The following is a 19,916-nucleotide window of genomic DNA, read 5'->3' as shown; positions in this document are numbered from 1 at the left end:
GTTGATACTTTTTGAACAACCTCATTAAGCAATTAACAAAAAGGAGAACCGACTTGAAACAAGTCCGTTCTCCTTTTTATGTAATTTGTTATTTGAAATTCCATCTAAAAGTGAATATACAAGCCAGTTAAGTATTTTTTTCCTTTTGTTATTGTTATGTATATTAAGAGTATTAGAGAAATGATGAATAAAGGTTGTTAGAGTTTCATTTTATTTATTCACTGTAAGTTCAATTATTAATTAAAGCTTAGATAAGTTGTTATATACATAACACGAGAGTCACCCTGCTTATTGGGTGACTCTCGTGTTATTATCAATCAAGGATTGATTTATAACTTGTATAAATGATTCTACCTCACTTATTGTCGTATATTGATTAAAAGATATTCGGACAAATTTTCTTGCCACATCACTTTCAAAACCAATAGCACTCATCGCAGACATTGCTTCTCCATACCCTATTTTACATGCAGTTCCTGTCGATATTGCGATTTGCTGACGATTACACGCTAGCATCATCCATTGACCTTCAACATGTGGGAGAATAAGACCTTGAATAAACGGTGATTTTGTTGATAGGTTCCCTACAAGTTGTACACCTTCAGGTAAATGGGCAGTCAGGAATTCTTGCAATCGGCTTGCTTGTTGATAAGCATCCTGTTGATCAGCTAATGCATATTTAGCAGCAATTGTTGCTGCCACAATTGCTGGAACATCTACTGTTCCAGCTCGAAATCCACTTTGATGTGTAGTCCCTTCATAGACTGATTCCCAGTGCACAGAAGGATCTATATACACGACTCCCACTCCCTTTGGCCCCCCAATTTTATGAGCTGAACATACGGCAGACGTTACTCCTAGAGTAGCTAAGTCTAGTGGGATTTTTCCGAATCCTTGAACAATGTCACAATGAATTGGTATACCAAATTGCTTCGCATAATCCGCACAGGACTCAACAGGTTGAATTGCGCCCATTTCCGAATTCACGAGCTGCATTACGACTAAAGCGGTTTCTTTATTAACGGCTTTTTTATACTCTTCAAAATCTATAACCCCAAATTCGTCTACCGGAATATAATTTATGCGATACCCTTCTTTTTCTAATTCGAACATTGTTGTAAGTACAGAGGCATGCTCTAACTTTGTTGTTATTATATCTTTAAATTTTGAAGGTCTTCCTCTTAAAAGGGAACGAATCGTTAATTGATTTCCTTCTGTGGCATTTGCGGTAAAGTAAACTCCCTCAGCACGACCATTTAAAAAACGTCCCCATAGTTGTTTGCTCGATGTTACATATTCAGCAGCAGTGGAACCAGCATCATGCAAACTTTGTGTGTTCCCAAAAGCTTTATTTGCCGTTTCTACATAGGCATTAATTGCTTCTTTTCTCATTGGTGATGTGGCGGCTGTATCTAAGTAAATCATAAATAATCACCAAATTCCTTTCAAAAAAGATTTTCTACTTGTAATCACTGTATCTTTATGTCATTAATAGTGTCAAGACATCTGTAAACTTACCCGTAAAGTTGGTGTGAAAAATGTATGATATTTGTATAATCGGTGGTGGAGTTGCAGGGTTGATGCTCGCACACTCTCTTCCCTCTTCTATGTCTATTGCTGTCCTCACAAAAGAAGATCCTTTTACTAGTAATACTGCACTAGCTCAAGGTGGTATTGCAGTTTCCTTAGCTCCAGATGATTCACCTTCGATACATGCCATTGATACCATGCATGCAACTGCTCATCATGCACACATAGAACGCGTCGAACTTCTAGTACATGAAGGGAAGACTATCGTAGAGAAATTGATGTCAAAAGGACTTCCATTTGACATCAATTCTAATGGTTTTCCTAATTTGGGGCAAGAAGCCGCGCATACTCAACGAAGAATTTTACATGCGGGCGGCGATCAAACTGGAAAGATGTTATTGCACTACTTGCTTAGTCAAACACAAGATAAAGTAACCAGGCTCCCTTTTCATGCAGTTTTAGAGTTAAACATAACTGAAGGCCGTTGCACTGGGGTCTTAGTAAGTGATGGTCATGGCCATCGACACAATATTCATGCGAAACATGTTGTACTCGCGACAGGTGGTATTGGTCAACTCTTTAGTCAAACCTCCAATTCCTCTGTTGCATCTGGTGACGGTTTATCGCTTGCTTATCATGCTGGAGCTATTTTAGAAGATTTAGAATTTGTTCAGTTTCATCCAACCATTTTTTCAATAAACGGGAAATCATGTGGTCTCATTTCTGAAGCAGTAAGAGGGGAAGGAGCTTTTCTTGTCAATCAAGACGGAGTTCGTGTGATGAAAGATGTACACCCTCTATTAGAACTAGCACCCCGTGATATTGTAGCTCGAGTTATTGAATGGCACTGGCAAAAAAATGATCCTGTGTATTTGGACGCAAGACATATTCATCGTTTTGAACAAAAGTTTCCATCGATATACGCAAACTGTTTGAGTTATGGTATAAACCCTCTTTACGAGTTGTTGCCAGTACGCCCTGGTGCTCATTTCCATATGGGAGGGGTTCAAACCAATGATGTAGGAGAAACGTCCATACCACAATTGTATGCTATTGGTGAAATCGCTTCAACCGGCGTCCATGGTGCCAATCGTTTAGCGAGTAATTCATTATTAGAAGGTCTCGTTTTCGCTGAAAGATTGGCTAATAGATTGAGAGAAAACATTATCCGAAATGGTTTGAATCATGAGATACCGTTTGAGAAGGAAGTTATCTATAATAATCAAACAACCATGCAACTTCGTATGACCGAACAAGTAGGAATTATTCGTCAAGGAAGCGGGTTAATTGACTTCATTACTGATTTTCCTATTCATTTTGTAAGACTTTCTGATTATACCAATCAAGAAATACAACATATTCATCGATACACTTCCAGTAGTTTAATTGCCAAATCTGCTTCCCTTAGAACTGAAAGTCGGGGTGGTCATTATCGACAAGATTATCCGACTTCTTCTAATGAATGGACAGGAAAAGTAATTGAACAATCCATCCACGGGGTGGCTATTAGTACTCGTGAAATTGAGAATAAGGAGACTATAAAATGAATCGTTTAAAAGTTGAAGAAGCATTAAAACTCTTTTTAATTGAGGATATTGGAGATCGTGACATATCATCTGTCTTATTTAAGGAGACCGATTTAGGAGAGGCTGTTGTTCGTTTTAAAGAGAGCGGTGTCGTTGCGGGTATACAATGTTTTAAATGGGGTTACCACTTATTGGACGATACTGTTGAAGTGGAGATATTGAAAAACGATGGTGACTTCGTAGAAGCGGGTGAAACCATTGTTCGCATAAAGGGCCCTATCGCTTCGTTACTTTCAGGAGAACGTGTGTTATTAAATTTAGTACAACGCATGAGCGCTATTGCTACATTAACGTCTAAATGTGTGGAAACGCTTGGATCTTCACATACCCGCATTGTGGATACACGTAAAACAACACCAGGGCTACGCATGTTTGAAAAGTATGCCGTTCGAGCAGGCGGTGGATATAACCATCGTATTGGTTTGTACGACGCCGTAATGTTAAAGGATAACCATATTGCGGCTGCAGGTTCAATTTCAAATGCAGTGGATAAAGTACGAAAATCCCTTGGTCATATGGTAATGATTGAAGTAGAAGTAGAGACGGAAACTCAGTTACACGAAGCAATCCAAGCACAGCCACATGTCATCATGTTCGATAATCAAACACCTGAAACGATGACACGTTGGGCAAAACTTGTCCCATCCACCATTCGCACTGAAGCTTCAGGCGGAATAGACCTTGATAAACTAGAAGCATACAGACATACAGGTGTTGATGTGATTTCCATCGGAGCATTAACACATAGTGTTTCAAACTTAGATATTAGCATGAACTTATCCAGTTCAAGTAAGGAGGCAGTTTTATTATGACGTCATTATTAGATGAATTACAACTAGCAGATGCTATACCTATAGACTATTTGAACAGTTCCACAGAGGAGCTTCATATTCGTGCGAAGCGCGCAAAAGAAATATTAGGTGACAGATTGTATATACTTGGTCATCACTATCAAAAAGATGAAGTAATTACTTATGCAGATGTAGCAGGAGACTCTTTGCAATTGTCTCAAATTGCAGCAAAGCAAACTGCCGAATACATCATCTTTTGTGGGGTTCATTTCATGGCTGAAACTGCAGATATTTTAACCACATCTAAACAGGCAGTAATTCTTCCTGATATACGCGCAGGTTGTTCAATGGCAGATATGGCAAACATTGATCAAACAGAACGAGCTTGGAATGAATTACAGAGATGTTTTGGTGACACGATAGTCCCATTAACATATGTTAATTCGACTGCGGCAATTAAAGCTTTTGTTGGTCGTAATGGTGGTGCAACGGTTACTTCTTCAAACGCACAAGAAATGGTTGAATGGGCACTTACACAAAAAGAACGGATGCTATTTTTACCCGACCAACATTTAGGAAGAAACACAGCCGTAAAGCTTGGTATACCTTTAGAAAGAATGGCAATTTGGGACCCAATTAAACAAAAACTTGAACTCCTTTGCGACTTACAAGACGTCCAAGTAATACTATGGAAAGGCCATTGCTCTGTTCACATGAATTTCTTACCCAAACATGTGGAAACTCTCCGAGAAAAAGAACCAGACCGCAACATTTTAGTGCATCCTGAATGCACATATGAAGTGGTTAACGCTTCTGACTTTGCTGGGTCAACTAAATACATTATTGATAAAATAGAAGCATCAGAAATCGGTTCTAAGTGGGCAATTGGTACAGAAATGAACTTAGTTAACCGCTTAATTGCAAGCTATCCTGATCGAGACATCATATCTTTAAATCCATTCATGTGTCCTTGTCTAACTATGAATCGAATTGACTTGCCCCACTTAACATGGGCGTTAGAAGAACTAGTAGAAGGGCGCGTCATAAATCAGATTGTAGTAGATGCACAAACTGCAAAATATGCAAAGATGGCACTTGAGAAAATGATGTAAATGAGAATAATTTGGCAAAGTACGCCCGGTCCTTTAAGACAAATAATTTAAGTATCAGTTTAAATGGATATTCAATATAGTATCTACTTCGGTTTCCAGGTCGCTTCGGACTGCAAACCTACTGCACCATAACTTCAAGAATAAAAGGGGTGAGCGAAGTTTTACTCGCTCACCCCTTTCTTACAGGCATTCTTGCGGTGGGTTTGCGTCCAACGCGCTCCTTCAACCAATGAGTGAGAACGGAATTAGATTTTCATGAAAGTTGAAGTTAAAATTTTATTGTTTTAAAGAATAACTTAACCGTGTTAACAAATTTTCCGAGGCTTGGTTCGATAATATTGTGGTCATATTCTTCAAATACAACTAGATTTGCATTTGGTGTTTATTGATTGTTAATACGAGGCCCATAATATTAAATAACATCATTTAAAACCACATCCCTCTTTAAAATTAAATACGGTGGTAGTAAGTAAGTGCTAACATAAATCAAGTGGGTTTTCATTATAAATAGATTAACTATCTTTTTGAGTTATCTTTTACAGTTTTGGCCATAGCTAAGAAAATAATTATCAAGAAAATAATAGGAATTGTAATAATGGTATTCAAATTATCCTGACCCCTTCTTTTTTTACTTTTAGTCCTGATATGGAATTCACTAAGTACTCGTTAATAATTATGGTATTATTTACTATTGTATCACTTTTTTCAACTATCAAAAGTAATCACTATAACATCAACACAATCGCTGAATCGGATTAAATCGTGTATATATAATAGGTTGACATAACCCCATTTAGCTAGAGTGTCAACAAAGAAATTCCGCTTTAGAATGTTAGTCTCTAAATACTAAAAACACCGTGAACGCGGGTTTATGATACATTAAAATTGTACTTCTTTCTTGTAATAAAAGTGAGGCCTTCCACAACTCGGAAGGCCTCACTTTTATTTACTTATTTATTAAGTGCAAGATCTTTTAGTGAACGTCGTAAAATTTTGCCTGTAGTATTTTTCGGCAATTCTTTTAAAAATTCGAAACTGCGCGGAATTTTATATTTAGCAAGATGTTTGCCACAGTATTCATGTAATGCTTCCTGGTTAAGACTTTCATCTTTTACCACTACATATGCATGAACTGCTTCTCCAAAGTCTATATCAGGCAATCCAATTACAGCTGCCTCTAATATCTCTGGATGTGCAAACAATACTTCTTCTACTTCACGTGGATACACATTGTAGCCACCAACGATGACTAAATCTTTCTTACGATCCACAATATAGAAGTAACCTTCATCGTCAACTTTTGCTAAATCTCCTGTATATAACCAATTATTTCGAATTGCATGTGCTGTTTCTTCTGGCATTTTGTAGTAACCTTTCATGACGTTCGGTCCACGTACGATTAATTCTCCTACTTCTCCTACCTCTACATCAACACCCAATTCGTTTACTACTCGATTTTCGACGTTTACTATAGACGTACCAATAGATCCTGGCTTACGGTCACGGTCTAAAGGGTTAAAACATGTCACTGGTGATGCTTCTGATAAGCCATACCCTTCAGAAATACGCACTTTAAATTTGTTTTCAAAATTATGAAGCAATGCAACCGGTAATGATGATCCACCTGAAATTGCTAAACGAATCGTTGAGAAATCTTCAATATTTGCTTGTGGGAATTGATGTAGGAAATTGTACATCGTTGGAACCCCTGCAAAAATAGTGGCTTGTTGATTTCTCGCTATGTCAAATACATCTTGCGGACTAAAACGTGGAACAAGTAAAATCGTTGCTCCTTTTAAAAGTGGAGCGTTTACAACAACTGTTAATGCAAATACATGGAATACAGGCAATGCTGCAATAACCTTGTCAGATTCCGTATATCCTAAATAGTCTGCTGTATCACGTGCATTTGAGAAGATGTTCTCATGAGTTAACATAGCGCCTTTAGGACGTCCTGTGGTTCCGGATGTGTACAATATCACTGCATTATCATCAGGTGCTATTTCTACAGGTAAAACGTCAGGTGAAGCTGACATTACTAATTGAGTATAAGACTTCACTTTTTCACGAACACCATCAGGTAGAGCAACTAACTTTTCTGCAGTATCTGGTGACGTTTCACAAATCACATATGTATGAACTGACGGAAATGCTCCAGATGCTTTTTCTACAAGTGGTAAAAGCATATCAAGTGCTATTACTACTTTAGCATCACTGTTTTGAATGATAAAAGAAATCTCATCTGGTGTATAAATGGGATTAATCGGAATCGCCGTTGCCCCTAAACGTAATGTTGCGTAGAATGACGTTAAGAAATGTGGAGTATTGCCAAGTAAGAATGCAACGTGATCCCCTTTTTCCACGCCTAATTTACGCAAAGCTGAAGCGAATCGTGCAATTGATTGATCAAATTCTGCATAAGAAGTATCGCTTCCCATAAAATGATAAGCAGTTTTAGTTGGTTGTGCTATAGCAGTTTCACGAACACGAGTTACTAAGTTCATATATATATCTCCCCTAACTAAGAATTGAATGAATACTCATTCATTGTACAAGAATCTTTTAATTAAAACAATAGAGAAAATTTTCAAGACGACCGAACATGAGCAATATAGCGCCAACGAATTAGAAAATAATAAGCAATTTGAATACAAGTAAATACAACTAATACTAAAATCATCTCACTTAGAATGGATACCGCAGCTAAATTACGCCAAATAACCTGTAGAGATAAAAATGAGAATGCACTATGCAACATAGCAATACCCCATGGCAAAAAGAACTGTGGGACAAGTTGACGATTGACAATTTTTATTAACTCCTTGTCTGTTAATCCCATACGTTTTAGTACTTCAAATTGACGTTTATCTCTCTCCAGCCCAGTATACAGCTTGAAATAAACAAAACTCCCCGCTGCAAGTAGTAAAACGGCTGCAACCATTAATCCTGTAAATAATAACAAAGAAAACGTACCCCGTATAATCGAGTATTTAAATCCCGGGTTTTCAAAGTAAAACGGAAGATTTGTAAATCCTCCTTTATAGATAGCATCCGATACTTGTGAATCAATTGCTAATCCGATTGATTTTGTTCGTTCCCAGTCCTCTACATGGAACGCAAAAAATTTATAAGAAGAATTTATTGGTTCTCCTGAAATAGGTTCATCAATTAATCGATAATCCTCATCACTGACGACAATTATGTTAGAACCGATTACCATTGATGGAAACAACATCCTTGGATACACACTTCGAATATGAATAGGTACATTGCTTTCTTCCAGTACGGTTTGAATCTGACGATTAGTCAAACTATTAATGGATTCCTCTGAGTATGGTATGAACCTTCCTTCTCCAGCCTCCAAGTTTAGGAGGGGCAAACCGAGTGCTACAGCCAAGCTATTGACATCTGATTCTCTTAAAATATCAACTGAGTTTTGTGAAAATGAGGACGTTTGTTTCTTAATTAAAAAAGGAACTAGAGTATAAGATACCCCTTGCTCTTCTAATTCGTTTCGTAATAAAGCCATATGCTCTGATTCAAATGGATTGGTCATTTCACTCGAGTAGATTAACGATAGTGGATTCAATTCTCGAAATTGGCCAGTATAAGAAGATAAAGAAGTTAACGTTCCTACTGATAAAAATGCAACGGTCGAAACAATCGTTACTATAAAATACATTCGTGCATTTTCTCGGAGTTTTACTGCTACTTCAGAAATTGCTATCAATCTATAACGATGCCAATAAAGTGACTTACGTCTTTTTATCTGATTTAGCAAAAACAATACACTATGTGTGAAGAAAAAATAAGTCCCTATCAGTGCTACTGGTGGTAAAACAATTGCGAGTGCTAAAACAACATTCATCGAAGTAAATGCTGCTGCCCCGTATGCAAATAACAACATGCCAATTCCTAAATAAGCCTTTAAGGTTGAATAACTTTGCAACTCGTTTGTTTTCCAATAGCCTCGAATAAGTCCAATAATTTTTTGTTCTCGAATAAACACGACGCTTGTCATCGCAATAATGATGAATAAACTAAAGAATGCACCAATAGTTAACGCAAATGGTTTAAGCGATACATACAATGGCAAGCTATCTAATTGGAGTAATTCGCGTACAATCATAAAGAAGAACTTAGAAAAGGCATAGCCAAAAAATATACCCGTTGCAACGGATACAGCTCCAATTAACATTGTTTCTAAGAAAATCAATCTGTTTAGTTGTTTTTTTTCCATACCAAGTTGAAGAAGCAAGCCAAATTCTTTTGATCTGGCTTGCAAAAAAGCACTCATCGAATAAAACAAGAAAAACAATGTGAAAATATATAAAATTATTTCGGCCACTATCATCCCAGATACTGCAAATTCTCTTAAAAATTCATCTTCAATTTTAGGGTGAAACAACAACATAGAATACATAAAAAATACCATGACCGAAAACATACTCGCCATGAAAAACGCTGCATAAATTCGTCGATTTCTTACTACATTACGATAAGCGAATTGTCGAAAGGTCATGGACATTGCCCCCAAGTAAAGACAAAACATTCAAGATACGTTGGAAGAAGGTTTGTCTTCGATCATCACTATAAATTTCATTAAAAAATTCGCCATCTTTAATGAAAACAACACGATCGCAGTAACTTGCAGCAATTGGATCGTGAGTAACCATCAGAATAGTTGTTTTTTGTTCTTGATTTACTCTTCCTAGGAGCTCTAGCACATCCCGCGATGTCTTCGAATCTAAATTACCGGTTGGTTCGTCTGCTAAAATAAATGAAGGTTGATGTATAAGTGCACGTCCAATAGCCGTACGTTGCGCTTGTCCTCCTGAAATTTCATTCGGTCTCTTATCTAGAATTTGTTCTAAGTCTAACTTCTTAGCCAAATCTTTTATGCGTCTTTTCATTTCTTCAATGGGATGTCCATCTAGCGTTAAGGGGAGAACCAAATTTTCTTCTACTGTCAACATTTGCAGTAAATTAAAGTCTTGAAAGACGAATCCGAGCTGTCTCCGTCGAAAAAGAGCCAGCTCGTCTTTAGTCATTTCCTCAGGACGTAATCCATCAATCGTGATGGTACCAGAAGTAGCGGAGTCAATAGTCGAAACCAAATTGAGGAGTGTTGTTTTACCGCTTCCAGAGGGTCCCATCACTGCAACAAACTCACCTTTTTCTATTTCAAAACTCAATTGATTTATCGCGCGATGAGTTACTTTCCCCTCGTACACTTTCGTCACTTCGTCCAATTTCAATAATTTCATCTTCAGGTACACCGCCCTCTTCATCTTGGTTATGAAATAATACTGATACTGTAGTACCTTTACCTAGCTCAGATATTATGCTTAATTCATGACCTAGTTTCACACAGATTTCATTGGCTAAATATAGCCCCATGCCAGTGCTTTCCCCAGTCTTCCTCCCATTCTCACCTGTAAAAAAAGCCTTAGTGAGTCTAGGAATATCAGCTGTTGGAATACCTATTCCTTCATCTTGAAAAGATAATAATACATTGCCTTTTTCTTGTTGACAGATTGTATGAATATGTAGTTTTTTTCCATGATCAAAAGTGTATTTAACTGCATTCGTAATAAATTGTCCGATGACAAACTTCATCCACTTTGCGTCAGTTGGGACAATAATCTGTTCATTAATAGAAATAACAGGATACACTTGATGTGTAATAAATAAGCGCTTATTTTCTGATACCACTTCTGATACCAAAGTTTTTAAACGAACTTGTTCAATTTGCATATCTTGCTCAAATGTATCAAGTCGAGCGTTCATCAAAACGGAATCAAGTCCTCTTTTCAATCGATCAATCTCTTCCTGCATGCTTTTCTTATCTACCTCACCTTCTTCTTGAAGAAGTAATTCTGATACGGCTAATGGTGTTTTCATTTGATGTACCCATTGATTCATAAATTGTAAGTGACGACGCTGATTGGCGTACAATGCTTGTGCTTCATTTTGATGTAAACGATATAATGCCTTAAGATAATCTTCCACTTGCTGTTGTTCCGGTGATTTTGCATCTTGTTGCAATGCCGCTTCCATCTCTTTGGGATTTGTTAAAATTTTTTGGTAGAACGCAAATCGTTTTACATAACGAGCAAATAAAAATGATAAAATTAATAACATACTTATAACAATGGAATATATAGCAGTATTGACATTTCTAAAACCCTCTAACCAATAGATAGACATAATAAAAAGTACCATTGTCAGTTGGAAGATTAGATATGCTGCATGTTCTTTAGCAAATAAGCGGAAGCTCATGACGACTCCTCCGCGCTTAAAACAAAACGATAGCCTGCCCCTCGGACTGTTTCAATCGTTGATGTAATTGAGTAATCTTGTAGCTTCTTTCTTACGCGTGTCATGTTGACGTTCAAGGTATTTTCATCCACAAATGCTTGGTCGTCCCAAAGTTCTTCTAGCAATTGCTCACGAGTTACCACTTTTGGTACCTTACTCATTAATAGTTCCAATATCGTACATTCACGCTTCTGTAGCGGAATTTCAATGGTACTACTATGTAATTCCATTCGTTCTAAATATAAGCACAGCTTGCCTATTTTAATGGTCCGTTCTTCTTGTTTAATGGCATACTCACCGTATGTTCTTCGTAAGTGACTTCTAATTTTAGCTAGGACGATTTCATAGTGAAATGGTTTCGTTATAAAATCATCCCCCCCATTCTCAAGCGCAAACACTTGATCCATTTCCCCTGAACGTGCTGATATAAAAACAATTGGACAATTAGTTTTCATGCGGAACTGACGGCACCAATAATAACCATCATAAGAAGGTAAATTAATATCAAGTAAAATTAGATGTGGATCAAACGTTTCAAACTCTTCTAATATAAGGTCGAAGTCTTGTACCGTTTTTACTTCATAATGATACTTACGTAAGGTATCGGCAAGTAGCGAGGCTATTTTCCTATCATCTTCTACGATATAAATACGATGTGTTGACATCTTTGCCTCCCCCTTTACTCTTTTCCCTAATGATACCAAAAAAGCCTAACCGAAGTTAGACTTTAAAGGGAATCTTAATAAATTAATTGAATAAATTGTTCTTTAGTAATTCCACCTAAATAACTTGTTAGGTCAATGGTACCAAGTGCCTCAGCAATAGCTGATTTATCATATGTCGCACCTATTAAACGCTTTTCAATGTCAGCAATGTCACCTATTCCAAAAAAATCACCATAAATGTGAGCATCTTCGATAATGCTATTTTTCACTTGCAAGCGTATTTCTATTCCACCAGCAGGGAATCTTTCAGAATGGGATAAGTTGAATGCTGGAGACTTCCCGTAGTTCCAATCCCAGTTTCCATAACGTTCTTTTGATAGAGCTCTGATGCTTGTCCAGTCATCTTCAGTGAGTTCAAATAATTTTACTTGTTCTTCACCACCAAAAATCGAATGAAGTAGTTTTAAGCGAAACTCTTCTATTGATGTTTGTTTGTCCAAAAACTCTGTAATGTTTGCCACACGACTACGAATGGATTTAATACCCTTTGACTCGATCTTATCTTTACGCACTTTTAATGCAGAAACTACTGCATCAATTTCTGTATTAAACATTAGTGTCCCATGGCTAAACATTCTACCTTTTGTAGTGAATTGTGCATTACCAGAAATTTTACGACCTTCAGCTAAAATATCATTTCTACCAGATAGTTCTGCATCAACACCCATTTCTTTTAGTGCATCGACAATCGGTTGAGTAAACTTTTTAAAGTTCCGAAAACTATCTCCATCATCTTTTGTTAGGAAGCTAAAATTCAAATTTCCCAGATCGTGATACACTGCGCCTCCACCAGACAAACGACGCACTACGTGAATACCATTAATGTCGACAAAATCAGTATCAATTTCCTCTATCGTGTTTTGATTTTTACCAATAATAATGGAAGGTTCATTAATATAGAACAGGAAAAATGAATCTTTATCAACGTCCATTGTTTGTAATGCATATTCTTCAATCGCTAAATTAATGCGAGGGTCTGTAATTCCTTTGTTATCAATGAAATGCATACTGTATCGCCCCTTTAAAATGTTCTCCCTAAAGTATATAGGAATTATTATCTTTTGTATTGACAAAAGCCCTGCTGTTATAATACAATAACTCATACAATAACAGTACTAGTACAGATGAGAAAGGAGGAAAATCAAATGGTTGAAAATGTAATCGAATTCTTTAAAAATCTGCCCGCTAAAAAATGCACACAATGTGGTGAAAAAATTGAAGAGCAACATGAATGTTACGGAAATACATGTGACAAATGTAACCACTTATAAAAACAAAAACCGTTCAGGTCTCCTGAACGGTTTTTTTGTTGCTTATATTGTTTTTTAAAAATCCTTTGAAGAATCTTAACCCTAATGGACAGATCCACCTTTTATCCACAACTGACACTTTTCAACGATGAGAAAAATCATATTTATCCTTACCTATGTGTTTAATGAAACCTTGTGAAACTAAACCATCAATATGGTTCTGGACTTCTTATAGTCATATTTCAACGGCTTGCTATTTTTGATATACTTGCTGTTCTTATATTTTGTTTTTTAACTATTGATATTCCCTCCCCTCACAACCTCTCGTTAGGTATTACGGGAAAGGGTATCACTAATCCTTATCTTTTGGAACAAACATCTTATCACCAAATCGGGCTTTTAAACTCTCTATTTCTTTTTTTTGGTTTCTTTCTACTAAATCGGGATTGTTTCTTAGCTTTCTTCATCCATCGATTGATACGTTTCTTAGTTAGCCCATAACTAGATATTCTTTTCACTGGTCTAACCATTGAATACAAATGAGAATTGTCAAACTTAGTATCTACATCTACTTTGTAATATCCATCAAAAAAGTCATGTGTAATAATAAAGGCTTTTTTAACTTCGTTTTTAAACCCAATATCAACCTCTAACTCACCGCAATCATCTCTCTCCAGGGTAACCAAGGGTTTTGATAAGAAGTGCTTCTTGTTCTTAGTAATTACAATTAGATAGGTTCTAAGTGCTATTCCATTCCCGAAATTTTTCACACTTGCTTTAATAAAGTGCTGTTCTTCTCCGGTCTCTCTAGTCAATCTATCTTTCACGTTAGTAACTACTAACCTTGGAGAATCAATAGCTTGTAAATTACGTTTAGCAAAGATAACCGTACCAAAAGTGACCATTAGAAGAATTATACTAATAATAATTGTGGTAAGGTCAAGTGTCTGACTTAGTTCCATATGAACTCTTCGCCTCCTGCGAGAATATGATATATTAACATTTATGATAGGATTTAGGCGTAGCAGATACTTATTTACATTATTATAAGTCATCTATCATTCTTAAAATATAATACGAACTAATAATAGCTAGGACGGTTGCAATAATAGAGCGAAAGAAAAAGCTCATGATGTCATCTGCACCCAAAGGATTAAAGATGATTATCTTTAATAGAAAATCAAATACATATATTAAGATGATGAAGATTAAAAATTTTAATATAGCATACATGATTCATCATCCCCTATTCATTTGATATATATCAACTATACACCATTATTTAAATGAAAAAGAAAAAATTCCAAGTCTGTTTAATCAACTTGGAATTTTGGTTATTTAATTATTGATTCTTTGGATAGAAGTCTTCCAATATTTCAGTAACGGCTGCTTTGCCCTGGTCAATACAATCTGGCAAACCCAGTCCTTCTAAAGAACTGCCAGCTAGTTTAACCATTGGAAATGTTTCGTGAACTTCTTGTTTTGCTTTTGCTATGCGTTCTTTATGACCTACGATATATTGAGGCATTGCCTCTTTCCAACGAGTGACAACAGTGAAGAGTGGGTCACCTTCAATCTTAGTCGTTTTACGTAGGTCTGCTAATACTACTTTCTCTATTTCACTATCAGATAAATCAACAACCGATTCATCTCCAGCACGACCAACGTACCCCCTAAGTAATACGTGACCTTCAGGAGTCGTCGTCGGCCATTTACGGTGTGTCCAAGTACATGCCGTGATTGAATAGTCACTGTTACGTGACACGACAAAACCTGTGCCTTCTTTGTCTTGCGAAACGGCTTTTTCTGGAAAGGCCATCGCAACAGTTGCTACAGATGTTGCTGGCATATCTTGAAGACCAGTCAACAAGTCATGTTCTTCAAATAATTGCACTAATGTTGGATGAGGGGTTGTTAATATCACTCCATCCAGTAACATTTCTGACCCATTATTTAAATAAAGATTCACTTGGTCTCCTACCTTTTCAAGTCGGTCCACACGAACACCTTTGATAACACTACCAGGTTCCAATTGTGTTTCAATAGCGTCAACAATCGTTTCTAGTCCATTTTTAAATGTACGAAAGAGTGCTTCTTTAGGCTTTCTAACCGGAACTTTTGGTGTCGTCTTTTTCATACCTAAGATTAAACTTCTGTGTTTTTGTTCAATTTCATAAAACTGTGGAAATGTTGCTTTCAAACTTAATTTATCAATATCACCAGCATAAATACCTGATAATAATGGCTCTATTAAATTTTCTACAACTTCCCCACCAAAACGTCGCCGGAAGAATTGGCCAAGTGATTGATCACCATTTATCGTAGATTTAGACAAGAAAAAATCTCCAGCTGCGCGAAATTTCCCACTCCAAGAAAATAATCCAGAAGTAACGAAAGGTGCAATTTGTGTTGGAATACCCATTACTGATCCACCTGGTATTGGATGCAACTCATCATTAACCAGAACGTACGCTTGACCAGTTGCATTGCTGACAAGTTGGTCACTAATACCAAGATCATCAGCTAATATGCCAAAACTTTTTTTACGCGCTAAGAATGAATCTGGACCACGTTCAATAATGAACCCATTCTTTCGTACAGTTTGAATTTTCCCACCTAAACGATGGGATGCTTCAATTAATACGACTTCAAGTGCATATCCTTTTTCTTTCGCTTCTTTTTGCATGTAATAAGCAGCTGCTAATCCTGTTATTCCGCCACCTACTACCGCTACTTTTCGTTTTTCTTGAACCACAGTTATCATCACTTTCGGTTTCAGTTTGCTTGCTTTGTAGTTAAATGTTTAACTACAGCATCAGACATGGCATTAATAAATAAAGGTTGCGTATTTGGCATTTCAGGACGGTAGTAATTAGCACCGATTTCATCAGTCACCACTTTACATTCGTAATCATTGTCAAATAACACTTCTAAATGATCCGTTACAAATCCAACTGGTGTGTAGACGAACGTTGTGTAGCCTTTTTGTTCGTGTAATTCACGAGTTAAGTCTTGAACATCCGGGCCAATCCAAGGTTCTGGTGTTTGTCCAGCACTTTGCCACCCTACTTCATAGTTTTCGACACCCGCTGCTTGTGCAATTAAATCTGCTGTTTCTTTTAATTGATCTGAATATGGATCGCCATTCGCGATTATTTTTTCCGGTAATGAGTGCGCTGAAACAATTAAACATGCTTTTGCGCGCTCTTCACTCGACATCGCATTAAACGTCTCGGAAACTTTTTCAGTCCAATACTGAATAAACTTCGGCTCATTGTACCAGCTTTCTACTGAAGTAATATGAAGTCCGCCTAATTTCTCAGCCATCTCTTTTGCACGCCCGTTATACGATTTAATCGAGAACGTAGAAAAGTGAGGTGCTAAAACTATCGAAACCGCTTCACTAATACCATCTTTATGCATCTGCTCTACAGCGTCTTCTACAAACGGTTCGATATGCTTTAGACCTATATATAATTTAAATTCAATAGCTTCTTGTACTTCATTCAAACAATCACACAGAGCTTTTGCTTGATCTTCTGTAATTTTAGCTAACGGGGATATCCCACCAATTGCACGATAGCGTCCTTTTAATTCCTCTAGTGCTTCTGGAGCTGGCGGACGCCCACGACGAATATGTGTATAATATCGTTCTATATCTTCTTCCTTGTATGGCGTTCCATAAGCCATGACAAGCAGTCCCATAGTTTTCTTAGACAACCTCATCACCTCATCAATTAGTTAATTACCTTCATTTGTCACGTGCAACTTCTCTCAAGCGAACAAACATGGCTTATGAGCGTGCTTTTATTTGTTGTTTACTATATTCATGGACAAAACTTGTCAAACGTTTTAATATATCTGGATTTACTTCAGGGAACACACCGTGACCTAAATTAAAGATGTGGCTAGGATGTGCAATACCTTGATCGACAATATCTTTCGCACGTTCTTCAATTACTGACCAATCTGCTAATAATAATGATGGATCTAAGTTACCTTGAAGCGTTTTCGTTAAGCCCATTGCACGAGCATCTTTTATCGATAAACGCCAATCTAAACCTACTACATCTACTGGTAGATCATGCCATTCTTTTGCTAAGTGACTTGCACCAACACCAAACGTCGTGACAGGAACGTCAAGTTCTTTAATAGCCGAAAAGATACGAGTCATTACTGGTTTAATAAAGATTCGGTAATCTTCAATATTTAATGCTCCAACCCATGAATCGAAAATTTGGATAGCTTTTGCACCAGCATCAACTTGTGCTTTTGTGTAAACAATGATCATATCCGCAAGCTTGTCCATTAAAGCAAACCATGCTTGAGGTTCAGATACCATAAATGCTTTTGTTTTATTATAATTCTTTGAAGGACCTCCTTCAATCATGTAGCTTGCAAGTGTAAATGGAGCTCCTGAAAACCCAATTAGTGGTACATTCAATTGTTCTTTTGTTAAAATCTTTATGGTTTCAAGTACGAACGGGATATGATCTTGTGGAGAAAGTTCTCCAAGTTTCTCTACATCTTGAACCGTGCGAATTGGATTTGAAATAACGGGACCTACACCCGCTTTAATTTTCACATCCACACCGATTCCTGGTAGTGGTGTTACAATATCTTTGTATAGAATTGCAGCATCAACATTATAATTTTCAACAGGTAAACGCGTTACATACGCACAAAGTTCTGGTTGATGTGTGATTTCTTCTAATGAATATTTTTCTTTGATTTTACGGTATTCTGGTTGTGAACGGCCTGCTTGACGCATGTACCATACTGGTGTGTGTTCCACCTTCTCACCTTTTGCAGCACGTAAATATATATCGTTAATCTTTCTCATGAATCTTTTCCTACCTTTCAACTTTATGTATTTGTGGACATCCTCTTTATATTCGTTCTAAATATAGACTTTCTCTGCACTATTGTATAGTTTTCAGGTTCAATTGTCATAGAATTGTCTAGTTTAAAAGACATTCTTTTGACAAAGGTTTGTTTCAAGTATTTTAGTCTGGGGAAGATTATACTATATGTAAAGAATATGGAGGGATAAAATATGAATATTTATTTAACATCAGGCACATCTGAATTTATGTATTCTTTAAAAAAAAAGCATGCGGGGGAAGAGATGTTTGTTCTACATGGACAAGGGAACACGGTTCTTCTTCATGAAACAACTGGTAAGACTGTTTTTCAAACACCTCATAAATACGAAGTCGTTGACTCTTCTGGTGAACTAAGTAATGAAGGGTATTTCGTTTTAAACAACATTCCGGTAACCGATGAAGGTCGGCCAATTTTTGAGCATCGTTTTAATAATCGCGCACGTGCGATTGAAAATGAACCAGGTTTTGTGGCAATTCGCGTTTTACGTCCAGTTGAGTCTGATACTTATATCATCTTGACGGAGTGGACAGGTCCTAGTTCGTTTGAAGCATGGCAAACATCTCAAGCATACAATAAGGCACACGAAAAACGCGGTACAGATGACGGCATCGATAAAAGACCAAATATATTCTCTAGTGCATCATATGTAACCACCTATACATCGGTAAAAGATGAAGAAGAATAAAGAATTAGAGCTTAATCCTTTTGCGATTAAGCTCTTTTACTTTTCTAAGACCCTATAGCCCAGTGTAATTAAATACAATCGAAATGACTTTATTATCGACATTTGGATGAATTATCAAGCACGTGCCAAATGTTCCAAAAACTCTTTTGAGACTATACTCGGTTGATCAATCATGGAGTAATGACTAGCATCTGGAATAATTTTAAACACCGAATGAGGAACGGCCTGATGTAGGAGCAACCCCCAGTATGGTACAAGATATCGGTCATGCTGCCCCCACAGTAAAGTAGCAGGGCACTTAATATTACATAAGTAAGGTACAAGGTCTTCTGTTTGATGATGATCTAAAGCGAGCGATGCTTGAGTAAGCTCTTCGGGTCCAGTTAAGGTGTTAAATGGAGCTGTAAACTTTTTAATTAAATTCGGAGTCAACATGGTAGGATGATAGACACCCTCCCTCAGCATCCGTTCAATAAATAAAGGGGATGGCTTAAATTCATTTGCTGTTGGATACCGAATAGATACTACTTTAGGAAGAGGCCAATTTGAAAAACATACCCCATCTATGACTATTATACTTTTCACTCTCTCAGGCCGGCTGATTGCAAGAATTTGAACAATACCACCGCCAAGATCATGACCGATAAAGTGTGCACATTGAATATCGAAATGGTCTAACACCCGAAGAATATAATCGGCTTGTTTTGGAAGAGGTAAATCATAATATGGAGCTCGATCTGATTTACCGTAACCAATCTGATCTACCGCTAGAACAGCATAGCCTTTTTTAAGATAAGGAATAACATTGTCCCATAAGTGAGAGTTTGTAGGTATTCCATGAATCAATACGACAACTTCATCGCAATTTGACTCATTAAAGAAACGTACATTCATTTCATACTTTCCAACATTTACTCGTTCTTCATGCACTAACTTGTTGCCCCTCTCAATTTTCAATTACTTCTGATTAAATTCAGGTTAAAAGCTCAAAGTATTCCTTAAGTTTAATAGTTGAGTCAATTTCATAAT

The 19,916-nt window shown here is 36.9% G+C and carries 18 protein-coding genes; 5 read left to right on the top strand and 13 right to left on the bottom strand.

Going from position 1 to position 19,916, the window contains the following annotated elements; all coding sequences use genetic code 11:
- Positions 1 to 288: 288 nt before the first annotated feature.
- On the bottom strand, positions 289 to 1,425 hold the full coding sequence (locus tag B371_RS0111730) for an IscS subfamily cysteine desulfurase (protein WP_019414513.1): 1,137 nt from the start codon (positions 1,423 to 1,425) through the stop codon (positions 289 to 291).
- Positions 1,426 to 1,538: 113 nt separating this feature from the next.
- Between B371_RS0111730 and nadB the strand changes: the two genes are divergently transcribed.
- The 3 genes from nadB to nadA are packed head-to-tail and all read left to right on the top strand — an operon-like array spanning position 1,539 to position 5,019.
- On the top strand, positions 1,539 to 3,077 hold the full coding sequence (gene nadB, locus B371_RS0111725) for an L-aspartate oxidase (RefSeq protein ID WP_019414512.1): 1,539 nt from the start codon (positions 1,539 to 1,541) through the stop codon (positions 3,075 to 3,077).
- The gene (nadC, locus tag B371_RS0111720) at positions 3,074 to 3,928 is read left to right on the top strand and encodes a carboxylating nicotinate-nucleotide diphosphorylase (protein WP_019414511.1); all 855 of its coding nucleotides are present in this window, start codon (positions 3,074 to 3,076) and stop codon (positions 3,926 to 3,928) included. The genes nadB and nadC overlap by 4 nt, the downstream gene beginning before the upstream one ends.
- Entirely contained in the window at positions 3,925 to 5,019 is a 1,095-nt protein-coding gene (gene nadA, locus B371_RS0111715; protein ID WP_019414510.1) for a quinolinate synthase NadA, read from the top strand. Before nadC ends, nadA begins: the two co-directional genes overlap by 4 nt.
- 950 nt (positions 5,020 to 5,969) lie before the next feature.
- Here the strand turns inward: nadA and B371_RS0111710 are convergent.
- The 6 genes from B371_RS0111710 to B371_RS0111685 form a co-directional block, all read right to left on the bottom strand.
- Complete coding sequence (locus B371_RS0111710) at positions 5,970 to 7,523, bottom strand: fatty acid--CoA ligase family protein (RefSeq protein WP_019414509.1); 1,554 nt, start codon at positions 7,521 to 7,523, stop codon at positions 5,970 to 5,972.
- Between the two features lie 83 nt (positions 7,524 to 7,606).
- Complete coding sequence (locus B371_RS0111705) at positions 7,607 to 9,541, bottom strand: FtsX-like permease family protein (protein WP_019414508.1); 1,935 nt, start codon at positions 9,539 to 9,541, stop codon at positions 7,607 to 7,609.
- Positions 9,513 to 10,286 (bottom strand): ABC transporter ATP-binding protein, encoded by a 774-nt coding sequence (locus B371_RS0111700; RefSeq protein WP_026023040.1) that lies wholly within the window; start codon positions 10,284 to 10,286, stop codon positions 9,513 to 9,515. The genes B371_RS0111705 and B371_RS0111700 overlap by 29 nt, the downstream gene beginning before the upstream one ends.
- Positions 10,204 to 11,301, bottom strand: a complete 1,098-nt coding sequence (locus B371_RS21730; RefSeq protein ID WP_019414506.1) for a HAMP domain-containing sensor histidine kinase — start codon at positions 11,299 to 11,301, stop codon at positions 10,204 to 10,206. The genes B371_RS0111700 and B371_RS21730 overlap by 83 nt, the downstream gene beginning before the upstream one ends.
- The gene (locus B371_RS0111690; protein ID WP_019414505.1) at positions 11,298 to 12,005 is read right to left on the bottom strand and encodes a response regulator transcription factor; all 708 of its coding nucleotides are present in this window, start codon (positions 12,003 to 12,005) and stop codon (positions 11,298 to 11,300) included. Before B371_RS0111690 ends, B371_RS21730 begins: the two co-directional genes overlap by 4 nt.
- 74 nt (positions 12,006 to 12,079) lie before the next feature.
- Positions 12,080 to 13,072: a lipoate--protein ligase gene (locus B371_RS0111685; RefSeq protein ID WP_019414504.1), complete on the bottom strand. Its 993-nt coding sequence runs from the start codon at positions 13,070 to 13,072 to the stop codon at positions 12,080 to 12,082.
- 138 nt (positions 13,073 to 13,210) lie between these two features.
- On the opposite strand from B371_RS0111685, the gene yhfH reads away from it, so the two are divergent.
- Positions 13,211 to 13,336, top strand: a complete 126-nt coding sequence (yhfH, locus tag B371_RS22940; RefSeq protein WP_019414503.1) for a protein YhfH — start codon at positions 13,211 to 13,213, stop codon at positions 13,334 to 13,336.
- Between the two features lie 362 nt (positions 13,337 to 13,698).
- On the opposite strand, the gene B371_RS0111675 is transcribed toward yhfH, so the two are convergent.
- From B371_RS0111675 to hemE, 5 genes are all read right to left on the bottom strand, one after another.
- Positions 13,699 to 14,277: a hypothetical protein gene (locus tag B371_RS0111675; protein ID WP_019414502.1), complete on the bottom strand. Its 579-nt coding sequence runs from the start codon at positions 14,275 to 14,277 to the stop codon at positions 13,699 to 13,701.
- Between the two features lie 82 nt (positions 14,278 to 14,359).
- Positions 14,360 to 14,548, bottom strand: coding sequence for a hypothetical protein (locus tag B371_RS0111670; RefSeq protein WP_019414501.1), 189 nt, complete (start codon positions 14,546 to 14,548; stop codon positions 14,360 to 14,362).
- Between the two features lie 109 nt (positions 14,549 to 14,657).
- Positions 14,658 to 16,070, bottom strand: a complete 1,413-nt coding sequence (gene hemY / locus B371_RS0111665; protein WP_019414500.1) for a protoporphyrinogen oxidase — start codon at positions 16,068 to 16,070, stop codon at positions 14,658 to 14,660.
- A gap of 20 nt (positions 16,071 to 16,090) precedes the next feature.
- Positions 16,091 to 17,035, bottom strand: coding sequence for a ferrochelatase (gene hemH / locus B371_RS0111660; RefSeq protein WP_019414499.1), 945 nt, complete (start codon positions 17,033 to 17,035; stop codon positions 16,091 to 16,093).
- Positions 17,036 to 17,108: 73 nt separating this feature from the next.
- Positions 17,109 to 18,158, bottom strand: a complete 1,050-nt coding sequence (hemE, locus tag B371_RS0111655) for a uroporphyrinogen decarboxylase (protein WP_019414498.1) — start codon at positions 18,156 to 18,158, stop codon at positions 17,109 to 17,111.
- Between the two features lie 213 nt (positions 18,159 to 18,371).
- Here hemE and B371_RS0111650 point away from each other — a divergent pair, with 213 nt between their 5' ends.
- Positions 18,372 to 18,887, top strand: a complete 516-nt coding sequence (locus B371_RS0111650) for an antibiotic biosynthesis monooxygenase (protein ID WP_019414497.1) — start codon at positions 18,372 to 18,374, stop codon at positions 18,885 to 18,887.
- 114 nt (positions 18,888 to 19,001) lie between these two features.
- Here the strand turns inward: B371_RS0111650 and B371_RS0111645 are convergent, their stop codons facing one another.
- Entirely contained in the window at positions 19,002 to 19,817 is an 816-nt protein-coding gene (locus tag B371_RS0111645) for an alpha/beta fold hydrolase (protein ID WP_019414496.1), read from the bottom strand.
- Positions 19,818 to 19,916 lie beyond the last annotated feature (99 nt).

It is taken from the genome of Paenisporosarcina sp. TG20, assembly GCF_000286315.1.
Lineage (GTDB): Bacteria > Bacillota > Bacilli > Bacillales_A > Planococcaceae > Paenisporosarcina.
The sequence above is the reverse complement of the archived record's forward strand: the minus strand, read 5'-3'. Positions and strand labels throughout refer to the sequence as shown.